Consider the following 16969-nt stretch of genomic DNA (forward strand, 5'->3'; position numbering starts at 1 on the left):
AAAATCAGCAGTTGAGCTCGAAAAAGCACCACAAGCCTTTATTCCTTTATCGCTTGTGAGAAAATAAGCCACATTTTTAGAACCGCTATCATAACGTAAAGCTGACGTGATCGAAGATCGAAATTTTGACGACTTAGCGCAAAAATTTGCAAAAAATATTTACGGAACTGGCAAAGGCCAGATCCGCCAAACGGTTGTTTGGGAAGATCTTGAGCAAATTTTAGCCCTATTGAAGAGCGATAAACCACTGCACCTATTGGATGCGGGTGGGGGTGTTGGCCAACTATCGCAGAAGGTGGCAGAGCTAGGGCATCACGTTACGTTATGTGATCTTTCTAGCGAAATGCTCAAGCTTGCTGAGCAAGATATTGCTAAAAACGGCTTGCTTGAGCAGTATCGTTTGGTTCACAGCCCGGTACAGGAGATCGGGGAGCATCTGGATAACCAGGTTGATCTGGTATTGTTTCATGCTGTGATGGAATGGCTGGCGGATCCGCAGGCGGCTTTGGAATACCTTCTGGAGCAAGTTAGACCGGGCGGTATTATTTCCGTTATGTTCTACAACTATAATGGCCTGCTGTTTAAGAACTTGATTTGTGGCAACCTGACTCATATTGAAGAGGGGATGCCGCATAGAAAGCGCTTCAAACTTCAACCTCTGCACGGGATCAAGCCTGAAGAGGTATATCGTTGGCTTGAAAGCGCAGGTTTTAACATCCTGGGTAAAACCGGAGTACGAACATTCCACGATTATATGCAGACAACCATGGTCGGGGATTACAGTTTTGAACAGGTACTGGCGATGGAGCAACAACTTTGCCGTCAGGAACCTTATTTGTCACTGGGGCGATACATACATGTATATGCGCAAAAGCCGTTATCTGGCTCAGAGACTGAGAAATACAAAAGCAATAAGGACAACGGATGAGTGAAGTAACCCAGACCGTTCCCGAGTTGGTCAGTTGGGTTAAGCAGCATGAATTTGAGCTTAACCTGCCAACCGAGCGGCTGGCGTTTCTGTTGGCGATTGCTGTATTGAGCGGCGATCGTTTTGATGAAGAATTAGGGGAAGGTGAACTGATCGATGCGTTTCGCATTGTCAGCGATATGTTCGAGCAGACACCAGAAACCGTGGCCTTCCGTGCCAACAACGCCATTAATGAGTTGGTTCGCCAACGCCTGATTTCCCGTTTTACCAGCGAAGTGACCGACGGTGCGAGTATTTACCGTCTAAGCCCGTTGGCACTCGGGATCACCGATTATTATGCTCGCCACCGCGAGTATTCGACGCTGAAGCTTTCCATTCAGCTTGCCATGGTTGCTGATGAAATCAACAAGGCCGCCACGGCAGCGCAGGAAGGCGGCGACGAGCGGCACTGGCGCCAGAACGTCCATGCGGTACTGAAGTATTCCGTGGCCGAGATCTTTGACCGTATCGATCTCAACCAGCGCACCATGGACGAGCAGCAGCAACAGGTGAAGCAAGATATTGCCGAACTGCTGAACCAGGACTGGCGCGCCGCGATCAGTAGCTGTGAAACCCTGCTGAACGAAACCTCAAGCACCCTCCGTGAGCTGCAGGACACCTTGCAGGCGGCAGGTGACCAGTTGCAAACCCAGCTGTTGATTATCCAGGAAGAGATTCAGGGTAACCCGGATCTGGAGTTTGTTGATGCCATGGTATTTAACTTGCAAGCCAAGTTGGACCGCATCATCAACTGGGGACAGCAGGCGATAGATTTGTGGATTGGTTATGACCGCCATGTCCATAAGTTCATCCGTACTGCCATCGACATGGACAAGAACCGTGCTTTCAGCCAGCGCTTGCGCCAGTCGGTGAAAGACTACTTCGACGCGCCTTGGATGCTGACTTACGCCGATGCCGAGCGACTGCTTGATATGCGTGATGAGGCTTTGGTCCTGCGTGATGACGAAGTGACCGGTATCGTACCGGAAGAAATGGAATTTGAAGAGCTGGATCTGGTCAATGACCAACTGGCAGAACAAATTGCCGCGATGTTGCAGGCCCACAAAGAAACCGGCGCTGCAATTAACTTGAGTTTGCTTCTTAAAGATTATTTGGCTCAGCACCCTCACGCGCAGCATTTCGATATGGCGCGTCTGGTGATTGATCAGGCTGTTCGACTGGGTTACTCCGAGTCGGATTTCAATGCCATCCAGCCTGATTGGGAAGCTATTAATGACTACGGAGCCAAGGTACAAGCAAATGTCATTGACAAATATTGAAGAATTTATGCCTGAAAAGCTGGCCAAGGCGATTGCCAACCCGCTTTTCCCGGCACTCGATAACGCCCTTCGCTCTGGTCGCCATATTTCCAGCGAAGATTTGGACAACCATGCCCTGCTGATTGAGTTCGAGCAGGAGCTGGCAATGTTTTACAAGCGCTATAACGCAGAACTGGTTCGTGCACCGGAAGGCTTTTTCTACCTGCGCCCGCGTTCGACCTCGTTGATCAGCCGCTCGGTACTGACCGAGCTCGATATGCTGGTGGGTAAGGTATTGTGTTTTCTTTACCTCAGCCCGGAGCGATTGGCCCACGAAGGGATCTTCACCAACCAAGAGTTGTTTGACGAACTGATGCAGCTAGCCGATGAGAAGAAGCTGATGAAGCTGGTGACTCACCGTGCGACAGGCTCTGATCTTGACCGAGAAAAGCTGTTCGACAAGACCAAGACCTCGCTGCGCCGTCTGCGCCGCCTTGGCATGATCATTCCAATTGGCGAAAACGGTAAGTTCCGTATCAGTGAAGCGGTGTTCCGCTTTGGTGCAGATGTTCGTGTCGGTGATGATGTGCGTGAAGCGCAGATGCGCTTGATCCGCGACGGTGAAGCGGTCGTGGTGCATCAGCAGGAGCCAAGCCAGTCAAGCTTGCTGCAAGCTGATGAAACACAAGAACAAGAGTTAGACACAGCCGGTTTGGAGGGTGAAGCCTAATGGAACGCGGTAAGTATCAATCGTTGACCATGGTCAACTGGAATGGCTTCTTTGCCCGCACATTTGATATCGATAATCTGGTAACCACGCTATCTGGCGGTAATGGTGCCGGTAAGTCGACCACTATGGCGGCATTTATCACATCCCTTATTCCGGATCAGAGCCTGCTTCATTTCCGTAATACCACCGAAGCGGGTAGCTCCAATGCCTCTCGTGACAAGGGCCTGCACGGTAAGCTGAAGCCGGGTACCTGTTACTCGGCATTGGATGTGGTGAACTCGAAGAATCAGCGCATCATTTTTGCGGTGAAACTGCAGCAGGTTGCTGGTCGTGATAAGAAGGTGGATATCAAGCCTTTTATTATCCAGGGCTTGCCATCACACGTTAAACCGACCGAAATCTTGGTTGAGACACTGTCTGATAACCAGGCGCGTGTACGTCAAATCAACGAAGTCAAAGAGCTGGTCAGCAGCGAATATGAAGGCGTAATGTTCAAAGCCTTCAACTCGGTGACGGACTACCACGTCCAGATGTTCGAGTTCGGTGTGCTACCGAAGAAACTGCGTAACAGCACCGATCGCTCGAAATTCTATCGTCTGATTGAAGCCTCGCTTTACGGTGGTATCTCCAGTGCCATTACCCGCTCATTGCGTGATTACCTGTTGCCGCACAACAGCGGTGTGAAGAAAGCATTCCAGGACATGGAAGCGGCATTGCGTGAAAACCGCATGACGCTGGAAGCGATCAAGCTGACTCAGAGCGACCGTGATCTGTTCAAACATTTGATCACCGAAGCGACCAACTACGTGGCAGCGGACTACATGCGCCATGCCAATGAGCGTCGCCAGAAGCTGGAAAAAACGCTGGGCTTGCGTGGTGAGCTGATGGGCTCTCGCAAGAGCTTGGATGATCAGCAGGCGTCTCTGACCAACATGACAGCGGAACTGGATGAACTGACCGAGCGCGAAGGTGCGCTGGAGCAGGATCACCAAGCGGCTTCTGACCATCTTCAGCTGGTACAAACAGCGGTACGTCAGCAAGAGAAGATCGAACGTTACCGTGAAGATCTGGAAGAGCTGACAGAACGTCTGGAAGAGCAGGTGATGGTAGTTGAAGAAGCTGCCGAGCAACTTGCAATGGCTGAAGAGCAGGCACTGCTGACGGAAGAAGAAGTCGACAGCCTGAAAACTCAGTTGGCAGATTACCAGCAGGCGCTGGATATGCAGCAGACCCGTGCCCTGCAATACCAGCAAGCGGTACAGGCACTGGAAAAAGCGCGTGATATTACCGGTGAACACCAGATGCTGGCCGATCAGGCTGTGCCATACCTTGCCCAGTTAAAGCAAGATCAGGACACTCAGACAACGGCATTGTTGGCCCTTAAGCACAAACTGGATATGTCGTCGGCAGCGGCGCAGCAGTTTGAGAAAGGCCTGCAGATTGTCACTACTATTGCGGGCTCAATCGAGCGTGCAGAAGCCGGCAGCAAAGCCCGTGAATTGATTGCCAAAGCTCGCCAGCTAGGCGCGATTACTGAGCGTAGCGATCAGCTCAAAGCCCAGTACCGTGACCTTGAGCGTGCAGTGCGTAATCAGCGCCAAGCCATTGAGCTGGCTGAAACCTATGCTAAGCGCTTTACGGTTGAACTTGACGGTGAACTGGCACTGGCTGAAGAGCAGGCGCGCCACGAAGCGACGTTGGAAGAGCTGGAACAACAGCAGGAGATCTTGGTCGAGCAGCGCAATGACATGCGCCGCCAGGAGCAGCAGCTAACTAGTCAGATTTCAACGCTGGAAGCGGCGGCACCGGCGTGGATTGCCGCCTCTGAAGCATTGGAAAAGTTGTCTGAGCAATCAGAGCGAGAGCTTTATGATAGCCAGGCGGTGATGGAAGCGATGCAGCTGACACTGGACAAAGAGCGTGAAGCGTCTGCGACCCGTGACAAGCTGGCAGCCCGCAAGCAACAGATTGATTTGGATATCGAACGCCTGGCTCAACCGGGCGGTAGTGACGATTCACGCCTACGCGCCCTGGCTGATACCTTGGGCGGTAGCCTGCTATCTGAAATCTACGATGACATCACCCTTGCTGATGCGCCTTACTTCAGTGCGATGTATGGCCCGGCACGTCACGCTATCGTGGTACCGGATCTAAAAGGCATCAAAGAAAAACTCGTTGCGCTGGATGACTGTCCAGATGACCTATACATCATCGAAGGTGATGCTGATTCATTCGACGACAGCGGTTTTGATGTCGATGAGCTGGAAGATGCAGTATGCGTTCATCTTAACGATCGCCAACTACGCTACTCTCGTTTCCCGAAAGTGCCACTGTTTGGCCGAGCAGCGCGCGAGCAGCGCCTAGAGCACTTGCGTGAAGATCGTGAGCAGCTGGTTGAAGATCACGCCAAGGCGTCTTTCGATTCGCAGAAACTGCAACGCTTGTACCAGAGCTTCAATAGCTTTGTTGCAACTCATATGGCTGTTGCCTTTAGCGACGATCCGGAAGCGGCGCTAAAAGTTGCCCGTGACAAGCGCAATCAGGTAAGCCGCCAGCTTTCTGAGTCACAAGCACAGGAGCAGCAGCAACGAAGCCAGCTGACAGCGGCTCGCGAAGCGCTTGGCCTACTGGGTAAAATTAACCCATTGGTTAACCTGCTGGAAGATGACACTCTGCAAGCACGCTTTGACGAAGTACAACAGCAGCTGTCGCAGCTGGATGAAGCTCGTCAATACCTTAACCGCCACGGTAAAGCGATTACTGAGCTTGAATCGCTGGTTACGGCTCTCGATGCTGACCCCCAGCAGTTTGATGCCTTGCAGATCAGCTACGATGATGCTGACAAACAGCTTCAGACCCTGAAAGCGAAGATCTTCGCGGTGGCTGATTTGGCCGAGCGTCGTCACCACTTTGGCTATGCCGATTCCATCGACATGCTCAACAAGAGCTCTGAGCTGAACGAGCAATTGAAAGCCAAGTTGGCCTCGGCTGAGCGTGAGCGTAACCGCTGCCGTGATGCACTGAAACAGACGCGTTCTCAAGCTAACCAGTACAACCAACTGTTGGCGTCGCTGAAGAGTTCGCATCAGGCGAAACTGGAAACGGTTCAGGAGTTCGAGCGTGAGCTTCAGGAGTTGGGTGTACGTGCTGATGTGGAAGCCGAAGAGCGTGCCCGTCTGCGCCGTGATGAGCTGAATGAGCGTCTGCACACGTCGCGTACTCGCCGCAGCCAGCTAGAGAAAGGCATTACTTCTGTCGAGCTGGAAATGAAAGGCTTGGTGAAACGCCTGCGTAAAGTAGGCAAAGAATACCAAGAGATCCGCAAGCTTGTGGTGACAGCCAAAGCAGGCTGGTGTGCAGTACTGCGCCTTGCGCGTGAGAGTGATGTTGAACGTCGCTTGCACCGCCGCGAAATGGCTTATATGTCGGCTGATGAACTACGTTCGCTATCGGATAAATCTTTGGGTGCGTTGCGCTTAGCGGTTGCAGATAACGAGAGCCTGCGTGATGCTCTGCGTGCCTCGGAAGATGTCTCTCGCCCAGAGCGCAAGGTTCTATTCTACATTGCGGTTTACCAGCACCTGCGTGAGCGTATCCGTCACGATATCATCCGTACTGATGATCCAGTTGAAGCGATCGAAGAGATGGAAGTGGAGCTGGCTCGTCTGAGTGAAGAGCTTACCGCCCGTGAACAACGTTTGGCGCTTAGCTCTGATTCGGTAGCGAACATTATTCGCAAGACCATCCAGCGTGAACAGAACCGTATCCGCATGCTAAACCAAGGTCTGCAGAATATCGGGTTTGGTCAGGTTAAAGGTGTGCGTCTGAATGTGAAAGTGCGCGAAACCCACGAGCAGCTGTTGGAAGGTTTGGCTGATCAGCAAGATCAGCATCAGGACTTGTTCGGTAACCACCGCCTGTCATTCTCGGAAGCGATTGCCAAGTTGTTCCAGCGCCTGAACCCGCATATTGATGTTGGTCAGCGTTCACCGCAGGTGATGGGTGAAGAGTTGCTGGACTACCGTAACTACCTTGAGCTGAGTATTGAGGTTAACCGTGGTACTGACGGTTGGCTACAGGCTGAATCTGGGGCGCTGTCTACCGGTGAGGCGATTGGTACTGGTCAGGCAATCCTGCTGATGGTTGTACAAAGCTGGGAAGAAGAATCCCGACGTCTGCGAGGTAAAGATATCATCCCATGTCGTCTGTTGTTCCTCGATGAGGCCGCGCGACTAGATGGTAAGTCGATTGCAACGCTGTTTGAGCTTTGTGACCGCTTGGATATGCAGCTTCTTATTGCAGCGCCTGAGAATATCAGCCCTGAGAAAGGGACCACCTATAAGCTGGTGCGTAAGATCTTCAAAGATCGCGAGCACGTGCATGTGGTTGGCCTACGTGGTTTCGGCCAGGAGACAAAAACACCTGCCAATATCCAGACCATGCTGGAGCTGGATCCTGTATAACCGCATCTAATCTGATTTCGAAATAGTAAAGCCGGTCGTATGACCGGCTTTTTTCGTCTTGAAGATAAGAACTTTTTCTCATTACTTAATTACCCTAACGATAAATTTTTTGCCCTTCCATATCCGCCTAAAATTTTAACTGTCAGATTCGGCCACTTGTCAGCCTGAACAAAACCGAGCTTTGTTAGCTGCTCAGTTTTGTTCAGGCATGACACAAAAATACATAGCCAAACACTAAGCGGCCAGCATGTTGGTTTGGTACAGGCCAGTTTTTATTTGTCGTAGGGGTGATGACATGAAAAAAATAATATTACCAGTGCTCGCCACGCTCATTGTGGCCGGGTGTAGTGATTCCGATGGGGCTGCTTCATTAAATAATGATCCGGCACCGAACCAAGACGATGGGGCATCGTCAGTACCTGTATCGGTGGATGTTTCAACGCCACCTAACGAAGTACCTAAGGGGGCAGATGATCTTCAGGCTTGTGTGGCCATAGATGCAGTACAGGTTATGGATTTGGCGGGAACCATTGTCGAGTGGACCACCAAGAGTATGTCCGATCCGTACGGTGTGAACTCGACCCAGTGTATCCCAGCTGATTCCGAAATCCCGGTTGATAATGATGGTTATCCGAAGTTTATTGTTATCGATTTATATGATGTCACAGGGGTGGATTTGGTTAACCTGATTTCCGAGCAACTCCTGCCAGTTGGCGAATATACCAGTATGGCTCTGTCAATTCTGCAGGGTAGCTACGGAGACTTCTTGGATACCCCGTATTCGTATGTCGGTAACCCAGTCGACAAGATGAAGATGGATATCGTCGATGACTTGAAGTTCGACGGTTTGGATATCAATATCGATGTGCCGACCACCTTCACCATGACATTTGATCTCAAGAGCATGATCCAGCTCATTGAGCAGGCCTACTACCTCAAAAATGAAGGCTTCAAAGTCGTTGACAATATTACGGCTGGGATCGTGTATGGAGATATTGATGTTTCGTCATGTTCAACCTCGGTGAAAGATGCCTATGTTTATCTCTATGACGCAGATTCACCCGAATATGGAGATCTCGGTTCGGATTACCCACCGGTTAAAACCGCCAAGGTAAATGACGATAACTCCTACGAGATGAAGTACGTCAAAGAGGGTAATTACGATATCGTCCTGGTGTGTGATGCGTTGTTTGACCTGCCAAACCAAATCGACCTTGATATCGACCTTGATGGTGAGTCGAAGAAATACGAAAACCAGTACATCAAGGCAGGTGATGAGCACTATCGTAACCTGTAATTAAGGGCTACTTACCTTCTACAAACAGCCAGACTTCTGGCTGTTTTTATTTATATCCCCAAGCAACTTGGTATATACAGGCTTATTGGCGGGTGAAGAATAATGTGCTGTCATCCAGCTCTTATTCAGCAAATACCCGTATCATATAGCTCATGTAAATCGGATCTATCTCTCATTTTTGATTTTGATCTACATTTTTTTGTGAGCGTTAAGTTGCTGACACGAATAAAATTAAGCGTCGATGTCACCTTTCTTGGTCTCTAGTGTCTTATCTTTTGTGGTTGTTTTTTGACCATTACTTCTTTAAATTTCCTACCCAGAAACCGCAAACGCTTTGAAAGAGACCGAGATATGCCAGCTAAGATGACCCTGAAACAAGTTGTATTTGGTGCCATTTTCGGCCTAGTTGCACTGGGTGCAACAACTGCCAATGCTTCTGTAACCACTTCTCCTGAGCACCACCTGCTATCAACTCTGAACTATGTTGAGCTTGAAGCCGAGCAGGGTGATAAAAATATGCAGCTGTTTTTGGGGCGTGCTTACCTTGAAGGTAGCAATGGCCTCAAAGCCGACCCGCTAAAAGGTATGTACTGGTTGGAAAAAGCGGCTGTTGATATGCCTGAAGTAAAAACATTGATTGGTGATTTGTTCAAGAAAGGTGAGGTACTACCTCGCGATCACCAGCAAGCCGTTCACTGGTACACTGAAGCGGCTAATGAAGGCGATGTTCCTGCCATGGTTGAACTGGGTATGTACTATGCGTCAGGTGCGACGGGTTCGGTTGACTGCGGCAACGCTATCAAGTGGTTTAATGAAGCTGCCAACGGTGGTTCTTTGGAATCCAAGCGTAACCTGGTATGGCTATATGCAACTTGCTCTGACGAACGTATGCGTGACGGTGAGCGTGCGCTGAAATTGGCGAAGCAGGTATTAAACCGCAACGGCACAGGCGATGCCGGCGACTACGATAACCTAGCCGCTGCTTATGCTGCATGTGGAGAGTTCCGCCGCGCAGTCGAAGCGCAAGAAACGGCAATTGGTAAGCTGGAAGAGCCTAACGGTCAGCGCTACGCTAACTTTGAACAGCGCTTGAAGTTGTACCAGCAGAACCAGACCATTTACAGCGCTGCGTTGTAACTGATTCCCTATACGAGACATGAAAAAGGTGCCTAATGGCACCTTTTTTGTGCTTCTACTGTGCTTTTTCGGTCCCGCTACTCCATCTCCCCTTTGGCTTGAGATTTCCTTTGCAATTTCGAGTCCAGATTCAATCCTTAACTATACTTACAAAAATTAGCTCTTAAGAGTGATATCAATCTACCTAAGTGTTTGATCAATCATTTTCCTATGCGATCTATAGATCAATTACTCATTCAGACGGGTATCGGGCAACTGCCTCACTTGAGAGTCAAAGAACAAGATAGGTAAAAGGAAAGAAGCAATGAGCAACCCTGAACCCGTCAGTGACAAAGAGAAAGCCAAGTACGAATGGCGCTCTTTTCTATTTATCACCATTTTCCTATTTCCCATTTTAGCTGTCGCCATCGTAGGAGGTTACGGTTTTATCGTGTGGGCGATGCAGGTGTTTTTCCTTGGGCCTCCTGGCCATGGGTAATTTCGATTGCCGAGATATGAGCGCCAGAGTAAAGCAGCACAGGATATAGGTAGAACACTATGATGAATGCGTTGAAAAAGCTGTGGGCGACATTTTGGCGTCCAGCAGTACACATTAGTTTGGGCGTATTGACGCTCGGCGGTTTCATCGCCGGGGTCATTTTCTGGGGGGGCTTTAATACCACTCTTGAAATGACCAATACTGAAAAGTTCTGTATTGGTTGTCACGAAATGCGTGACAATGTTTACGAAGAGCTTCAAGAGACCGTGCACTGGTCAAATCACTCCGGTGTCAGGGCTACCTGCCCCGATTGCCATGTGCCCCATAACTGGACCGATAAAATCGCTAGGAAAATGCAAGCCAGCAAAGAGGTATACGGCGCAATTTTCGGAACGATCAATACCCGGGAAAAGTTTTTGGAAAAACGGTTGGAGCTGGCTAATCACGAGTGGGAGCGTTTTTCTGCCAATGGTTCGTTGGAGTGTAAAAACTGCCACAACTACGACAGCATGAAATGGGAGGAGATGTCAGATCTTGCTCGTACGCAGATGCAGCAAGCCGCTGAACGTGACCAGAGCTGTATGGATTGCCACAAAGGGATAGCCCATGAGTTGCCGGGCAATATGGAACTCTCAGGCGGTATGGTTCAAAAATTGGTACAGAAGGCGGGCAACACTTCCTTCAAAGAAGGCGAGAATTATTTCAGTGTTCGCTATCTCCCTATGTATGAAGATGAAGCCCTGACCATTGATGGCGGTCAGCTCAATCCGGCTTCAGAAGTGAATGTGGTGCAGGTGAAAGACAATGCGGTACAGGTTGAGATTTCCGGTTGGCGCAAAACCAAAGGCTTTGGCCGGGTGATCAACGAAGACTTTGGCCTCAATATTCCAACCGCGGCGTTGAGTAAGGACGCGGCACTGAGTGATACCTTGGTTGAAAAGTTTGAAGAGAAAGAAGATGAACTGACCGGCTTGGGCTGGCAGCGGGTTACCGTGAAATTGTGGATGCCGAAAGAGTCTTTGCTTGATGATGTAGAGGAAATCTGGGCTGAGGCAAGGCCTGCCTATAACAACAACTGTAGTACTTGCCATACACAGCCTGCGGAAAATCACTTCGATGCAAATACATGGCCGGGTATGTTCAACGGTATGTTGGCGTTCGTCAACCTCGACCGTGACAGTGAAGCCCTAGTGCTGAAATACCTACAGAAACACTCATCAGACTTTTCTGATGGCGGCCATTAAAAGAAGCGAAGCGAGGTAAAAACATGTCTCTGAGTCGACGTCAATTTTTGTCAGGGCTGGTAACCACAAGCGCAGTTGGCGTTATTGGCCCCAGTTTACTCACCTCGGTAGCCCGTGCTGCCGAAGAGGTGTCGTCACCGTATTCGGCAGACGGCGTTTGGAAAACCACGGGCTCCCACTGGGGGGCATTCCGCGCCAAAATCTATAACGGTAAGGTGGTAGAGATCAAACCGTTGGAGCGGGATAAATACCCGACGGATATGATTAATGGGATCAAGGGGATTATCTATAACCCTTCCCGCGTCCGTTACCCAATGATCCGTTTGGATTGGCTCAAGAAGCACAAATACAGCGGTGACACCCGCGGTAACAACCGCTTTGTCCGAGTAACCTGGGATGAAGCACTGGATATCTTCTACAACGAGTTGGAGCGGATCCAGAAAGATTACGGCCCATGGGCACTCCACGCAGGGATGACAGGTTGGCGCCAAACAGGTCAGTTTCATAGCTGTGGTAACCATATGCAGCGAGCGGTCGGGATGCACGGTAACTTCATGACCAAGGTCGGGGATTATTCTACTGGCGCAGGCCAGACCATCATGCCTTATGTGCTGGGCTCGACCGAGGTCTATGCCCAGGGGACGTCTTGGCCGGATATTCTGGAAAACAGTAAAACCGTGATCCTGTGGGCCAATGATCCGGTCAAGAATACCCAGGTGGGTTGGCAGTGTGAGACCCATGATTCTTACATGTACTACGAACAGCTCAAGGACAAGGTTGCCAAGGGCGAGATCAAAGTGATCTCGGTCGATCCGGTTAAGTCAAAAAGTCAGAACTACCTGGGCTGCGATCAGCTGTATGTGAACCCGCAGACGGATGTGCCTTTCATGCTGGCAATTGCCCATACCTTGTACAAAGAAGAGCTCTACGATAAAGCCTTTATCGAAACCTATGCCTTGGGCTTTGATGAGTTTATGCCTTACGTGTTGGGTGAAACCAAAGACAAAGTGGAGAAAACCCCTGAGTGGGCCGAGCCTATCTGTGGCGTGAAAGCCGATGAGATCCGTGAGTTCGCCCGGCTGCTGGCAAAAGACCGTACCCAGATAATCTTTGGTTGGGCGGTGCAACGTCAGCAGCACGGTGAGCAGCCATACTGGATGGGCGCTGTGATTGCGACCATGCTGGGTCAGATCGGCCTGCCGGGTGGCGGTATTTCTTATTCCCACCACTATAGTGGGGTGGGGATCCCACCAACAGGCGCTGCCGGTCCGGGTGGTTTCCCGCGTAATGTCGATGAAGGCAAGAAACCTAAGTGGGACAATAACGACTTCAAAGGTTACAGCCGGACTATCCCGGTGGCCCGTTGGATCGATGCGATTCTAGAACCGGGTAAAGAAATCAATTACAACGGGTCGAAGGTGGTGCTGCCGGATACCAAAATGCTGGTGGTCAGTGGCTGTAACCCTTGGCATCACCATCAAGACCGCAATCGGATGAAAACCGCCTTCCAGAAGTTGCAAACCGTCGTCACTATTGATTTTGCCTGGACGGCGACCTGCCGGTTCTCTGATATCGTGCTGCCTGCCTGCACCCAGTTCGAGCGTAATGATATCGACTTGTACGGCGCCTATTCGGGTACCGGTGTACTAGCGATGCACAAGCTGGTGGATCCGCTTTATCAGTCGCGCACCGACTTTGATATTTTTACCGATTTCTGCCGTCGTTTTGGCCGCAACAAGGAATATACCCGCGGCATGGATGAAATGGAGTGGGTGCGCTCGCTCTATGATGAATGCCGCGAGGCCAACAAAGCCAATTTTGAAATGCCGGAATTTGATGAGTTCTGGGAAGTGGGTGAGGCTGGCTGGGTCGATTTCGGTGAAGGTAAAAACTTTGTCCGACATGCGGATTTTCGCGAAGATCCTGAAATCAACCCGCTGGGTACGCCTTCTGGGTTTATTGAGATCTACAGCCGCAAGATAGCCAGCTATAACTACGAGCACTGCCAGGGCCATCCAATGTGGTTTGAAAAAGCCGAGCGTTCGCATGGCGGGCCAGGTTCAGACAAGTATCCGCTGTGGTTGCAGTCCTGCCACCCAGACAAACGCCTCCACTCGCAGATGTGTGAATCGGAAGAATACCGAGCCACTTATGCGGTGCAAGATCGCGAACCTGTCTATATCAGCCCTGAAGATGCCAAAGCCCGTGGCATCAATGATGGTGATTTGGTCAGGGTGTTCAATGATCGCGGCCAGTTATTGGCCGGGGCGGTGGTTTCCGATGATTACCCTCCTGGCGTGATCCGGATCCATGAAGGGGCATGGTATGGTCCGCTCAGCGAGAAGCTGGGGGCGATTGATACCTATGGCGATCCTAACACCTTGACCATGGATGTCGGCTCTTCAGAGTTAGCCCAAGCAACCAGTGCCAACACGGTTGTGGCAGATATTGAGAAGTTCAAAGGTGAGGTACCGCCGGTGACAGCCTTTGGTGGGCCGATTATTGAAACCTGAAGGCCTTAGCCACTTAGCTGTTATCCATGGCCTAGCATGACTGGATGAAAATTTATAACCCGCCTTCCATGGCGGGTTATTTTTTTTCGCTTGGTCATCACGCTTTTCCGCTTTGTTATCTCAGTGTACTTTGACACTGGTTTCTGAGATGTAACACAGCGCCAGCCCGCAGATTTCCCGTATAATTGGACTATTAATAATCCTGAAAGTCTTAGCAGACAGTTGTAGTTGGACATGAAGCCTTACAGACCCAATGATTACACAGTAAAAGAGAGAACGGCACCGGATTACACGGTAGCGGGAATTGCTTTTGAAGCCGCCGGTGGTGAAGAAGGCGTCCGGGCGCTGGTAGAGTCATTTTACCGCCATATGGATACCTTGCCGCAGGCAAAGAAGGTACGCGAGATGCATGACGACGATCTCAGCGAGTCAATAGAAAAGCTAACGACGTTTCTTATTGGCTGGCTAGGCGGGCCTGCCCGCTATGAAGAGAAATTTGGGATGATGAATCTCCCTGGTGCGCATCGTCATCTGGCTATTGGGGTGGCAGAGAAAGAAGTTTGGCTGCACTGTATGCAAAAAGCATTGGACGAGCAGGGCTATGACGAACTGTTCAAGCGGCACGTCATGGTCCAACTGTCTTTCCCTGCCGAGATGTGCCGTAACCGCTCCTAGCACCATCCTTGCCACTGGCTGCTATAGGTCATCAATAATGATATAGGTAGCATAAACTGGGCCATGAACGCCAACCACTTTGATCAGTTCGATATCAGCCGTCGAGCTAGGCCCGGAGATAAAGTTCACACAGGACGGAAGGCGTTCGCCTTGCTCGGCTTTTTTGTGCAGCTCGGCGGTCGCCTGGGTCAAGCGGGCAACCAGTGCACTTTTGGGTACCACAAACACCGAGGCTTCAGGCAGCAGGCTGATAGCACGCCCTTGTGCCGGTTGGCTATACAGCACCATAGTGCCGGACTCAGCCAGCGCCTGCTCTGCATAGACGATACCGACTTTCGCCCGCTCGGCAATTTCGATATTCGGCCCATAGCCAAGTTGGGTATTCCACACATGGACAACATGCTCGTCAGTATCCAGTTGCTCGGGGTCAAACAATTCGAGCAGGCGCGGATCGGCAGAGACCAAGGTTTCGCTCGGCGCGGCTAATGGTGTATTTGCATGGTTAGGGGCTGTTTCATCCAGGCAGTATCCGGCGCAGACCTGCCGTAAGGTTTCCGTTAGATCGGCCCGTGTGGTGACGAGTGCTTGGGCGCCCAAAGCCTTGTGGGTGTAATCAATCAAAGCCTGCTTGAGTTCGTCATGGCTTTTCCCTGCCATGACGTCCTGGTGGCAGGTATAGCGCAGCGAAGGACGCTCAACAGGCGTTGTTTGCCGAGGCCGCCCCAGCTTGGCGGCGATGTTATCGAGGAAGCGGTTGCGGTTGATGATATCGCTCATGTTCAAGACTCCGGGGTAGATTGTCTGTTTTTAAACCAGCTGCGGAATGACTGCCCGTCAGGTTGAGGCAGATCCCTTGCTTCTGTCCATTCACCGATCGCGCCGATTTGCAGGGGCAGTTTGCCGTTTCGGATCAGGCCGCTGGCCAAGGTGGCACCGACTTTCACGGTTTTATCCCATAACAATGGCTTGGCATTGATAATGTTGAATGCGGTGACACTCATCCGTTCCGACAGCGGGGTCATGCCTTGCTCTGCCATTTTCTGCCGGTGCTTGAGCAGTAGGTCAGACAGCGGGATTTTGACCGGGCAGACATCATGGCAAGCTTTACAGAGGCTGCAGGCATACGGCAGCTCTTTGAAGTCCTCATAGCCACCAAGCAATGGCGACAGTACCGCGCCAATCGGCCCGGAATAAATTGAGCCGTACGACTGGCCCCCGATATGGCGGTAGGCCGGGCAGGTATTGACACAGGCGGCACAACGTACGCAGCGCAGGATATCTTTGAACTCCGATCCCAAGATATCAGAGCGACCATTATCAACGATGACTAAATGGAACTCTTCCGGGCCATCAAGGTGCTCCTCTTCCCTTGGACCGGTCAAGGCGGTGACATAACCGGTCAGGGGCAGGCCGACCGCACTGCGGCACAGCAGGCTGATCACAATATCCAACTCTTCGAAGGTCGGGACGATCCGCTCCATACCCATAACCGCAATATGGGTCTTTGGTAGGCTGGTGGCGAGGCGGGCATTACCCTCGTTGGTCACCAGTGTCACGGTGCCTGATTCGGCAACCGCAAAATTACAGCCGGTAATGCCGATATCGGCTTCCAGAAAGTCGTGGCGAATATAGTCGCGGACATAGCGGGTGAGGGCCTCTGGCTCCTCACTGCCTTGGTAGCCGATTTTGTCGCGGAAGATATCGCGGATCTGGTAGCGGTTTTTGTGCAGGGCGGGCACGACGATATGCGACGGCGCATCATAGTCATCCACTTGCAGAATGTATTCGCCAAGGTCGGTTTCGACCACATCGCAGCCGTTGCGCTCAATCATCGCATTGAGGCTGATCTCCTCAGTCACCATGGATTTGGATTTAACCACTTTCTTGGCATTTTTATCCTGGATGATGGATTCGATATAGGCAGTGGCCTGTTCGGCGGTTTGGGCAAAGAACACCTTGCCGCCGTTACTGCTGACACTTTCGCTCAGCTGGTGGAGGTAGTAGTCCAGGTTTTCCAGAACATGGTTACGGATATCCATGCCCATTTCACGCCATTGCTCCCAGTTGCCCAATTTGTCGGCAGCTACCTGGCGGTTGGTGAACATCCGGGTTTGTGCACTTGCGACGGATTCACGCATGAAGGTATCTTGCATTTGAACTTCGATGCGTTGTTTGAACTGGGTGCTGCTGGTTTTCATCGACATTA

The 16969-nt window shown here is 51.0% G+C and carries 12 protein-coding genes; 10 read left to right on the forward strand and 2 right to left on the reverse strand.

Annotated elements, in window-relative coordinates; all coding sequences use genetic code 11:
* Window positions 1-106 precede the first annotated feature (106 nt).
* The 10 genes from cmoM to R2X38_RS04410 all read left to right on the forward strand — a co-directional run bounded on the left by cmoM (window position 107) and on the right by R2X38_RS04410 (window position 14763).
* Window positions 107-928, forward strand: a complete 822-nt coding sequence (gene cmoM, locus R2X38_RS04365) for a tRNA uridine 5-oxyacetic acid(34) methyltransferase CmoM (RefSeq protein WP_317520930.1) — start codon at window positions 107-109, stop codon at window positions 926-928.
* Window positions 925-2247 carry a chromosome partition protein MukF gene (gene mukF, locus R2X38_RS04370; RefSeq protein ID WP_039468757.1) on the forward strand — a complete coding sequence of 441 codons (1323 nt, stop codon included), beginning with the start codon at window positions 925-927 and terminating at the stop codon, window positions 2245-2247. Before cmoM ends, mukF begins: the two co-directional genes overlap by 4 nt.
* Window positions 2228-2956 (forward strand): chromosome partition protein MukE, encoded by a 729-nt coding sequence (mukE, locus tag R2X38_RS04375; protein WP_317520931.1) that lies wholly within the window; start codon window positions 2228-2230, stop codon window positions 2954-2956. Before mukF ends, mukE begins: the two co-directional genes overlap by 20 nt.
* Window positions 2956-7419, forward strand: a complete 4464-nt coding sequence (gene mukB / locus R2X38_RS04380; protein ID WP_317520932.1) for a chromosome partition protein MukB — start codon at window positions 2956-2958, stop codon at window positions 7417-7419. The genes mukE and mukB overlap by 1 nt, the downstream gene beginning before the upstream one ends.
* Window positions 7420-7714: 295 nt before the next feature.
* Window positions 7715-8716 (forward strand): membrane lipoprotein lipid attachment site-containing protein, encoded by a 1002-nt coding sequence (locus R2X38_RS04385; RefSeq protein WP_317520933.1) that lies wholly within the window; start codon window positions 7715-7717, stop codon window positions 8714-8716.
* 351 nt (window positions 8717-9067) lie between these two features.
* Entirely contained in the window at window positions 9068-9853 is a 786-nt protein-coding gene (locus tag R2X38_RS04390; RefSeq protein WP_317520934.1) for a tetratricopeptide repeat protein, read from the forward strand.
* A gap of 304 nt (window positions 9854-10157) precedes the next feature.
* Window positions 10158-10331, forward strand: coding sequence for a trimethylamine N-oxide reductase system protein TorE (gene torE, locus R2X38_RS04395; protein ID WP_039464313.1), 174 nt, complete (start codon window positions 10158-10160; stop codon window positions 10329-10331).
* A 59-nt stretch (window positions 10332-10390) separates the two neighbouring features.
* Entirely contained in the window at window positions 10391-11575 is a 1185-nt protein-coding gene (gene torC, locus R2X38_RS04400; protein WP_317520935.1) for a pentaheme c-type cytochrome TorC, read from the forward strand.
* Between the two features lie 23 nt (window positions 11576-11598).
* Complete coding sequence (gene torA, locus R2X38_RS04405) at window positions 11599-14088, forward strand: trimethylamine-N-oxide reductase TorA (protein WP_317520936.1); 2490 nt, start codon at window positions 11599-11601, stop codon at window positions 14086-14088.
* Window positions 14089-14322: 234 nt separating this feature from the next.
* Entirely contained in the window at window positions 14323-14763 is a 441-nt protein-coding gene (locus tag R2X38_RS04410; protein ID WP_317520937.1) for a group II truncated hemoglobin, read from the forward strand.
* A gap of 21 nt (window positions 14764-14784) precedes the next feature.
* On the opposite strand, the gene R2X38_RS04415 is transcribed toward R2X38_RS04410, so the two are convergent.
* On the reverse strand, window positions 14785-15540 hold the full coding sequence (locus R2X38_RS04415; protein ID WP_317520938.1) for a lactate utilization protein C: 756 nt from the start codon (window positions 15538-15540) through the stop codon (window positions 14785-14787).
* Between the two features lie 2 nt (window positions 15541-15542).
* Window positions 15543-16967: a LutB/LldF family L-lactate oxidation iron-sulfur protein gene (locus tag R2X38_RS04420; protein WP_317520939.1), complete on the reverse strand. Its 1425-nt coding sequence runs from the start codon at window positions 16965-16967 to the stop codon at window positions 15543-15545.
* Between the last annotated feature and the right edge of the window lie 2 nt (window positions 16968-16969).

Source organism: Photobacterium rosenbergii, assembly GCF_033022775.1.
In the GTDB taxonomy this organism is placed as follows: Bacteria; Pseudomonadota; Gammaproteobacteria; order Enterobacterales; family Vibrionaceae; genus Photobacterium; species Photobacterium rosenbergii_A.

Bases quoted from the DNA above. Each gene is read 5' to 3' on its own strand.
- mukE (WP_317520931.1), top strand. From the start codon at position 2,228: ATGTCATTGACAAATATTGAAGAATTTATGCCTGAAAAGCTGGCCAAG.
- R2X38_RS04385 (WP_317520933.1), top strand. From the start codon at position 7,715: ATGAAAAAAATAATATTACCAGTGCTCGCCACGCTCATTGTGGCCGGG.
- R2X38_RS04390 (WP_317520934.1), top strand. From the start codon at position 9,068: ATGCCAGCTAAGATGACCCTGAAACAAGTTGTATTTGGTGCCATTTTC.
- torE (WP_039464313.1), top strand. From the start codon at position 10,158: ATGAGCAACCCTGAACCCGTCAGTGACAAAGAGAAAGCCAAGTACGAA.
- torC (WP_317520935.1), top strand. From the start codon at position 10,391: ATGATGAATGCGTTGAAAAAGCTGTGGGCGACATTTTGGCGTCCAGCA.
- mukB (WP_317520932.1), top strand. From the start codon at position 2,956: ATGGAACGCGGTAAGTATCAATCGTTGACCATGGTCAACTGGAATGGC.
- R2X38_RS04410 (WP_317520937.1), top strand. From the start codon at position 14,323: ATGAAGCCTTACAGACCCAATGATTACACAGTAAAAGAGAGAACGGCA.
- R2X38_RS04420 (WP_317520939.1), bottom strand. From the start codon at position 16,967: ATGTCGATGAAAACCAGCAGCACCCAGTTCAAACAACGCATCGAAGTT.
- mukF (WP_039468757.1), top strand. From the start codon at position 925: ATGAGTGAAGTAACCCAGACCGTTCCCGAGTTGGTCAGTTGGGTTAAG.
- R2X38_RS04415 (WP_317520938.1), bottom strand. From the start codon at position 15,540: ATGAGCGATATCATCAACCGCAACCGCTTCCTCGATAACATCGCCGCC.
- torA (WP_317520936.1), top strand. From the start codon at position 11,599: ATGTCTCTGAGTCGACGTCAATTTTTGTCAGGGCTGGTAACCACAAGC.